The following is an 8157-nucleotide window of genomic DNA, read 5'->3' on the forward strand; positions in this document are numbered from 1 at the left end:
CTCCGCGAGCGGAAGGAGAGAGCATGTCCGAGTCCGTAGGGGACGAGTACGACCCGCTGAGCAGGCATCTGGACGACCCCTACGAGTTCTATGCGCGCGCCCAGCGGGAGACGCCGGTCTTCTTCTCCGCCAAGCTGGGCATCTGGGTGGTGACCCGGATGGCGGACGTGAAGAAGGTCATGCGGGACGGCCGGACGTTCTCGTCGATCAACAATCTGAGACCGCTGCAGCCGCTCAGCATGGCGGTGCTCCCCATCATGTTCAGCGGGTACCCCCTGGTACCGGTCTTCCTCGTGATGGACGGCGACGAGCACATGGAGCACCGGCAGCCGTGGGCCGCCGGGTTCACCGCCGACCGGGTGGCGGCGGTCAGGCCCTACGTCGCGGAGCGCGCCGCGGCGCTCGCCGACGACCTGCTCGCGGGCGAGAGCCCGGCCGATCTCATGGCCGGCTACGCGAACCCGCTGGCCAACTCCGTCATCGCCCACGTGATGGGGATCGCGCCCGAGCACCACGCCGCGCTGGGCGCGGACACCAGGAACGCCGTGAAGATCGCCATCGGCTACGTCTCCCCCACCGAGGAGGAGCAGGCCGAGGCCGCCATGTCGTGGACGAACTCCCAGCGCCTGATCGGCGACTACGTGGACGCGCGCAGGGCCGAGCCGCGCGACGACCTGATCAGTGAGGCGATCGCGGCCTTCTCGCCCGACGGCGCGCCGCTCAGCGAGGACGAGGAGGCGGAGCTGGTCGGATCGGCGTGGGGCGTCACGCTGGCCGGCCAGATCACCACGTCCGCCTTGATCGGCGCCGGGGTGCTGCGGCTGCTCGAACACCCGGAGCAGTGGCGGATGCTGTGCGACCGGCCCGACCTGATCCCGAGCGCCGTCGAGGAGATCCTGCGGTTCTGCGCCCCGGGTCACCTGTTCCTGCGGCAGACCACGAAGGACACGGTCCTGGCCGGGCGGGAACTGCCGGCCGGCACCGAGCTGGCGGTCTGCCCGGCCGCGGCGAACCGGGACGCGGCCGTCTTCGACCGGCCCGGCGAGTTCGACATCACCCGGGACTCGCCGACGAGCCATCTGGCGTTCGGGCATGGGCCGCACTACTGCATCGGGTCCCGGCTGGCCCGTGCCGAGCTGGAGATCTCGCTCGACGTCCTCACCCGGCGCTTCCCGAAGCTGTCGCTGGTGCCGGACCGGCCCGCGACCTGGCGCCCGTCCCTCATCCAGAAGGGCCCGGCCGAGGTGCCCGTCGCCTGGTAGGAGGCGGGCTCGCGGCGGCGGACCCGGCTGTGTCCCGGTGGTCCGGGTGTCCGCGGACACGCGAAAAGGCCTCCACGGTCGCTCGCATGCCTTGCTGCATGTGAGCGACCGTGGAGGCCATGGGCCGAGCGCGCCGGACGGCTGCGGTCTGATCGCCTGAGTCTGATCGTCGGCGTCGCGGGGGCGTCGCCCTCGGACGCGGGACTGCGTCCGGGAGCTCAGGCTCCGTCGAACGCCTGCTGGAGCGCGGCGAGGCTCATCTTGCCCTGCGTGCTCATCATCACCTTCGCGGCCTGGGCCGCCTTCGCCCGGTCCTGGGAGCCGAGCATGTCCGCGAGCGCGGCCGGGACGACCTGCCAGGACACGCCGAACCTGTCCTTGAGCCAGCCGGCCCGGCCCTCCTCGCCGCCCGCCGTCAGCGCGTCCCAGTAGTGGTCCACCTCGGCCTGGTCCGCGCACGGGATCTGCAGCGAGATCGCCTGGGTGAAGTCGAGCGGCGGGCCGTTGAGCGCGACGAAGCTCCGGCCGTTCAGGGTGAACTCCACGCTCACGATCGCCCCCTCGGGCCCGGGGCCGGCCGCGGTGAAGTGGTTGACCCGGTCGATGGAGGAGTCCTTGAAGATTCCGGTGTAGTACTCGGCCGCCTCCTGGGCATTGCCGCTGAAGAACATGCAGGTGATCAGGTCGGTACCGGACATTGGCTCGTCCTCCTCGCCTGGCGCTTTGACATGACCGTGCAAATGATTCTTGCGCCTGCCGGGTCCCGGTCAACTCCCCTGTTCGGGCAAAACCAGATCTTTACCTCGCCGTGACCCTCGCTCCCGGCATTTAGTGCAACGTTTCGACGCGGTCGGCTGATGCGGAGCGAACCATTTACCGGAATGGACCTCGATGGATCGTTCCAATGCGCCTGCCGCCAAAGCCCCCGGAACTCACCGCGTGCGCGCGGGAACCGGGAGCCGGCGTGTTCAGCCGCCGAACATCTTCGCCATGCGAGCCATCATCTCGTCGGGCGCGACGTCCTCGACATGGGACGCGATGGTCCAGCCGTGGCCGAACGGGTCGACGACGTGACCGTCGCGGTCGCCGTAGAACTGGTCCTGCGGGGGGCGCACGAGCCGGGCGCCGAGCTTCACCGCCTTGTCGACGACCGCGTCGACGTCCTCGACGTAGATGAACAGGAAGGTGGGCGAGCCGTCGAGCCCGCCGGCGGGCGGCGCCTTGGTGCGGCCGGGCATCTCGTCCTCGACGATGAGGACCGCGTCGCCGACCTCGATCTCCGCGTGGGCGATCGTGCCGTTGGGCCCGGGGTAGGACATGCGCTGCGTCGCCCCGAACACTTCCGTGTAGAACTCGATGGCCTTGGCCGCGCCGTTGACGACGAGGGCGGGAGTAATTCTGCGATATGACTCGGGAATCGGCTTCACTGCACCCGCCATGATCACTCCTCCTTGTCGGCTCCCGCACGTGCGAACCGTGCAGCGGCAACAGAAACCAGGTAATTCAGCCAGCTCGCACGCTAACACTCGCTATCGCGAGCGTCAACGGATGAACACCTCCGGATAAAATGCCGGCCACGCCACTTTCCGGCCGGTCCAGAATCGCACGCCGATTCGGCATTTCTCCTGCGGCGCGGGCCTCACGGACCGGGCAGGGCGGTCACTTCTGGCGGTAGGCGACCTCGACGGCGACGCGCGCCAGTTCGTCCCGCCAGCCCGGGCTGAGCGGGGCCTCCGCGATCGCGGACCGGGCCTGCTCCACCAGGTGGTCGATGCGGCGCTCGACCTCGCCGCGCACGCCCATGTCGGTGATGAGGCGGCCGAGCTCGGCGCCGTCGCCGTTCTGGTCGGCGAGCAGCCGGGAGACGCGGTCGTCGCGCTGGACCGCCAGGGCGACGAGCAGGGTCATCCGCTGCTGGGCGAAGTCCAGGCCGGTCGGCTTGCCGGAGACGGAGCTGTCGCCGAAGGCGTCGATCAGGTCGTCGCGCAGCTGGAACGCCTCGCCCAGCGCGGCGCCGTACTGCTCGAACGGGGCCGCGAGGTCCAGCCGCCCGGCGATGGCGGCGCCGAGCGCCAGCGGGCGGTGGATCGTGTACCGCGCGGACTTGCATATCGCCGTCCAGCGGGAGAGCTCGGGGTCCGCGACCCGCTCGGCCGCCACCCTTATGTCCAGGTACTGGCCGATGACGACCTCGGTGCACACGTCGTGCCACACCTCCCGGGCGGCCGGGGACAGCGCGCCGACCAGGCGGTGGGCGTAGACGTGCGCGAGGTCCCCCGCCAGGCTCGCCACCCCCTCGCCGTACCGGCGCGGCTCGCCGGCCCAGCCGGCGGCGCGGTGCTCCGCGGCGTGCCGCTCGTGGGCGGTCGGCTCGTCGCGGCGCAGGGGCGAGTCGTCCAGCACGTCGTCGTGGAGCAGGGCGTACGCGTGCAGGATCTCCAGTGCGGCGGCCGCGTCCACCGCGACCTGCTCCCGCGCCGGATCGCCGCCCGCGGCCAGGAAGCCGTTCAGGCAGAACGCGGGCCGCAGCCGCTTCCCCCCGGCGGACACCAGGGCGTCGACCGCCTCGACCGGCACCGCCGCGCGCGGGTCCACCGCGGACCAGCGGGACTTCTCCGCGGTGAGCAGGCCGCTCAGCCGGTCCTCGACCCGGCTCAGCAGGGCGCCGCGGGCCTCGGCGGGCGTGGTGGTGGTCTGATCGGTGGCTCCCATGCCACGACCTCCTCTTCCCGAAGAATCTGTCCGCATGAGCGCTGCGGGCCAGGAACGCCGTCGGCGTTCCTGGCCCGCAGGGTGTGTCTGGACGGTCTTACAGCACGGTCTAAAGCACCAGGCCGCGGTTCAGTACCGCCAGGGCCCGGTCGATCAGATCGAGCAGGTCGCCCTCCTCGTTGTGGTCGCCCCAGAGCACCTGGTGGAAGGCGCCCGTCATGGCGCCCACGACGACGCGGAGTTCGAGGTCGTCCGCCGGGCGGCCGGTCCGCTCGGCGAGCGCCGCGCACGCGGCGTCGACCATCCGGTACTGGGCCTCGTACATGAAGGCCCGCACCGTCGGCACCGTCCGCACCAGCTCCCGCCGCCACCGGTACTCGGCGCCGTAGTCTCCGTAGACCTGGTGCACCATCCCGGTCAGGGTCTCCCGCAGGGCGACCAGCGGCGGCTCGTCCGCGGGGCGGGAGCGGAGGAGGTCGATGCCGGACGCGGCGAACTCGTCCGTCAGGACGATGTGCTCCTTGGTGGGGAAGTACCGGAAGACGGTGCTCGGGGAGACCTCGGCCTCTGCGGCGATCTGCTCGATGGTGGTGTGCTCGTACCCCTGCTCCTCGATCAGCCGGCGGGCCGCCTCACGGATGCTCCGGCGGGTGCGCAGTTTCTTGCGTTCGCGCAGGCCGAGGTCGGCTTCGACGGCCGCGATCGCCGGCACGGTCGGCTTGCTGGGCATGGACGAGAGCCTACAGTTCATTCTCGGGCGCCAGCGGCAGAGCCGGGCTGGGCCTCGACGGTCCGGTCATCCTTTTCCTCCTCCGGGTCGTCCGGCAGGACGAAGGCGCCGAGGACGGCCATGGCGAGAGCGGCGATGCCGCTGACCAGCAGGACCAGCCCCATGCCGTCGATGAAGGCCGATTCGGCGGACTGCGCCAGCTGCGGCATGTTGAGCTGTCCGGCGACCGCCTGCGCGGCCACCACGGACTGCCCGGCCGCGTCGGCCGCCTCCGCCGGCAGCCCCGCGGTGTCGATCCGGTCCTTGAAGATCGCGTTGAGCAGGCTGCCCAGGAGCGCGACGCCGATGGCGCCGCCGACCTGGCGCAGGGTGGTGAGGAGGCCGGTGCCGATGCCCTCCCGGCCCTTGGGCAGCGCGGCGAGGGCCTTGTCCATGGCCGGCATCATGGCGAAGCTGACGCCCAGGCCGGTGATGACCATCCACAGCGCGGTGAACCCGTAGCCGGTGTCGGCGTCCGTGGTGCTGCCGAGGAGCATCGCGAGGCCCAGGGTGGCCATGCCGCCCACCACCACCGGCCGGGAGCCGAAGCGGGTCACCAGCGGCGGCACGGCGCGCGCCACGACGATCATGCCGACCAGGAGCGGCAGCAGGCGCAGCCCGGTGTCGAAGGCGTCGTAGCGCAGGACGGCCTGCAGGTACAGCGGCAGGACGAACACCAGGCCCATCATCACGAACATCGCCAGCGCGGCGATGGCGGTGTTCCACCGGTAGGCGGGGTTCTCCAGCAGCTCCAGGTCCAGCATGGGCCGGGTCTCGCGGCGGGCGCGCAGGACGAGGCCGATCAGCATCAGCACGCCGGCGACCAGCGCGACGACGATGACGGGGTCGCCCCATCCCTCGACGGGCGCCTCGATGAGGCCGTAGACCAGGGCGGCGAGGCCGAGCACGCCGAGCGCCGTGCTGATCAGGTCGATCTTGGGCGCCGACGGGTCGCGGGTCTCGGGGATCAGCGTGAGGCAGGCGATGATGCCGACGGCCACGAACGGGATGTTGATGACGAAGACCGAGCCCCAGTAGAAGTTGTCGAGGAGCCAGCCGCTGACCAGCGGTCCGAACGGCAGGCCGACCGACATCCCGACGGTGAGCGCCGCGACCGCCTTGGTCTGGTCCTCCCCCCGGAAGAGCGTCGGGATGACCGACAGCGCGAGCGGCATGATCAGCGCCGCGCCCAGGCCCATGATCGTGCGGGCGGTGATGACCCCCTCCGGGGTCGACACGAGCGCTCCCAGGATCGAGCCGCCCATGAAGACGGCGAGGCCGGCGACGAGCAGCCTGCGCCGTCCGAAGCGGTCACCGAGCAGCCCGGCGGGGAGCATGAAGGCCGCGAAGACCAGGGCGTACGAGTCGACGATCCACTGCAGCTCGCCCGTGCTGGCGCCGATGTCGGCGGCCATGGTGGGCAGCGCCACGTTCATGATCGTCAGGTCGAGTCCGAGGACGATGACGCTGATGATCAGACCGACTAGTGCCAGCCAGTTGTTTTTGGAAGCCATGCTCAAATGATAGTCGATCCCAACTTCTGCGCCTAGGGCTCGCGGCGCCCCCATGCCGGGGCTTTACCGTCACCGGGCGGGGCGCGGGCTGCGCCGGCAAGGGGGCGCGGCGGCGGGCCGGGGGCGGTGCCCGCCGCCGCGCCGGAGAGGGTCAGTCCTCGACCTCTCCGTTGATGTGCCGCTGCACGAACTCGTGGGCCCGGTCGCCGAACTGGGCCCCGAACGGGAGCGACCTCTCGACCGTCTCCTTGAAGTGCACGCCTGCCCACACCCGGCTGTCGGCGTAGTCCCGCTCGTAGTCGGTCCAGGTGGCGTAGTGGAGCTGGAGGTCCTCGGCGGGGACGGTCCCCGGCTCCGTCAGCGCCGATCCGGCCTCGTAGGGCCAGGTCCAGTCGAGGACGTCGTCGCCGAGGAAGCGCCGTGCCGCCTGCGCCTGGGCCGCGCAGATCGTCGCGAAGCCCGCCGGGTACTCGGGGTGGTCGCCCGGGGGCAGGTAGCCGGTCCACTCGCGTGCGGGGAGGTCGTCGACCGTCCCGACGCCGGGCCCGCCCCAGCCCGTCACCTTGGCGTCGCCGTACACGTGCCGGACCGCGCTGAACGGCCGCACGGAGTCGTACCGGTGGATCTGGTGCCAGGCGGCGATCATGTCGTCGAACCGCGCCAGCGACGTCGTCATGAACAGCTGCGCCCAGCCGTCCAGGTCGAGGTCGTGGGCCAGCGCCGCGGCGCGCGGCGCCAGGGTGATGGCGGCTCCGGTGTGGTCGAAGAACTCCGCCTTCACCTTCTGCTCGTCGGTGAGGCCGGCCGACGCCGCGAGGATCTCGTCCACCGAGCGCTTGTAGCGCTCGGCGTCGGTGTGGTCGCTGTGGTCGGGCGGGGCCAGCTCGAACCGCCCCGGGTCGTCGTAGGTGAACGGCTTGACCAGCCGCACCTGCGGGGTGATGAACTGCTGGGCCACGAAGATGCCCTTGTCGCCGGGCCCGTCGCCGACGCGGCGGCGGTGCCGGTGGATCGCCGGCTGCCACCGCGAGGGGTCGGCCAGCTTCCGGGGCGTGTTCACGGGCTCGTAGCCGGTGTAGTCCTCGAAGGGCTCGCCGTGGTACGTGCGGCCCATGTCGCCGAGGTGGTTCATGCCGTCCTTGGCGCGGGCCCTGATGACGGCCTTCCCGGCGATGTTCCCGATGCCGACCGGCGTGGCCGGGTCCTCCGACTCGTCGTCCGGGTCCAGGCCGAACAGGGCCAGCGCCTGCCCCATGACCAGCGCCCGCTCCGGGTACACGGTCTGCAGCACCCGGTACCCGGCGTACAGGCCGGCGATGTTCTTGTTCCGGTTGGTCGCGGACTCGCTCGCGGGGCGGCGCTCGATCCGGGAGCAGATGCCGACGGCGGTCGGGTGGTAGGGCGCCAGCGCGTCGAACCACGACATCATGAACATGTGCGTGATCCAGATGTAGAGGGGCGCGTCCGTGGGGCCGATGGCGTCCTCGGAGGGGAACCTGCCGTCCGCGTTGGTCGTGATCAGGTCCTTGATGAAGTTGCCGTTGTCGAAGTCGTATTCGAACTGCGGGGGCGCCGGCTCCGGCGCGGGGGCGGGCTCGGCGGCCTCGTCCACGGCGGCGTGTTCCTCGGCGGAGGCAAGAGATTGGTCGGACGTCGTCATCTAAATGCCCTTTCCTAGTCCTTGTTCTTCGCGATGAGGGCCTTCAGCTGCGGCGACACCTGGTAGTAGTAGCCCAGGTTGAAATGGCCCCCCTGGGCCGACCACTTCGGGACTGAAATGCTCACCCGGTCGTCGTTGTAGGCGTACGGAGCGCCGGTCATGAACGCCTCGATCTTCGGATCGAGCCGGGCCTGGATCTCCGCCAGGTCCAGGTTCTGCCGCGGCTGGGGCGCGAAGGAG

General features: G+C 70.9%; 8 protein-coding genes. 1 reads left to right on the forward strand and 7 read right to left on the reverse strand.

The window, feature by feature from the left end:
- Window positions 1–23: 23 nt before the first annotated feature.
- The gene (locus tag IEZ03_RS16345) at window positions 24–1262 is read left to right on the forward strand and encodes a cytochrome P450 (protein WP_184883611.1); all 1239 of its coding nucleotides are present in this window, start codon (window positions 24–26) and stop codon (window positions 1260–1262) included.
- Between the two features lie 218 nt (window positions 1263–1480).
- On the opposite strand, the gene IEZ03_RS16350 is transcribed toward IEZ03_RS16345, so the two are convergent.
- From IEZ03_RS16350 to IEZ03_RS16380, 7 genes are all read right to left on the reverse strand, one after another.
- The gene (locus tag IEZ03_RS16350) at window positions 1481–1960 is read right to left on the reverse strand and encodes a VOC family protein (protein ID WP_184883609.1); all 480 of its coding nucleotides are present in this window, start codon (window positions 1958–1960) and stop codon (window positions 1481–1483) included.
- Between the two features lie 270 nt (window positions 1961–2230).
- Window positions 2231–2701, reverse strand: a complete 471-nt coding sequence (locus IEZ03_RS16355; RefSeq protein ID WP_184883607.1) for a VOC family protein — start codon at window positions 2699–2701, stop codon at window positions 2231–2233.
- A 220-nt stretch (window positions 2702–2921) separates the two neighbouring features.
- A complete protein-coding gene (locus tag IEZ03_RS16360; RefSeq protein WP_184883605.1) occupies window positions 2922–3974 on the reverse strand; it encodes a polyprenyl synthetase family protein in 1053 nt (350 codons plus the stop codon).
- Window positions 3975–4083: 109 nt separating this feature from the next.
- A complete protein-coding gene (locus tag IEZ03_RS16365) occupies window positions 4084–4704 on the reverse strand; it encodes a TetR/AcrR family transcriptional regulator (protein ID WP_184883603.1) in 621 nt (206 codons plus the stop codon).
- A 17-nt stretch (window positions 4705–4721) separates the two neighbouring features.
- Window positions 4722–6257: an MFS transporter gene (locus tag IEZ03_RS16370; RefSeq protein WP_184883601.1), complete on the reverse strand. Its 1536-nt coding sequence runs from the start codon at window positions 6255–6257 to the stop codon at window positions 4722–4724.
- Window positions 6258–6408: 151 nt separating this feature from the next.
- Entirely contained in the window at window positions 6409–7917 is a 1509-nt protein-coding gene (locus IEZ03_RS16375; RefSeq protein ID WP_221480676.1) for a DUF6851 domain-containing protein, read from the reverse strand.
- 14 nt (window positions 7918–7931) lie between these two features.
- Window positions 7932–8157: hypothetical protein (locus tag IEZ03_RS16380; RefSeq protein WP_229808331.1), on the reverse strand; the 226-nt coding region annotated here is incomplete at its 5' end.

The organism is Actinomadura livida, assembly GCF_014648675.1.
GTDB classification, from domain to species: Bacteria; Actinomycetota; Actinomycetes; order Streptosporangiales; family Streptosporangiaceae; genus Spirillospora; species Spirillospora livida.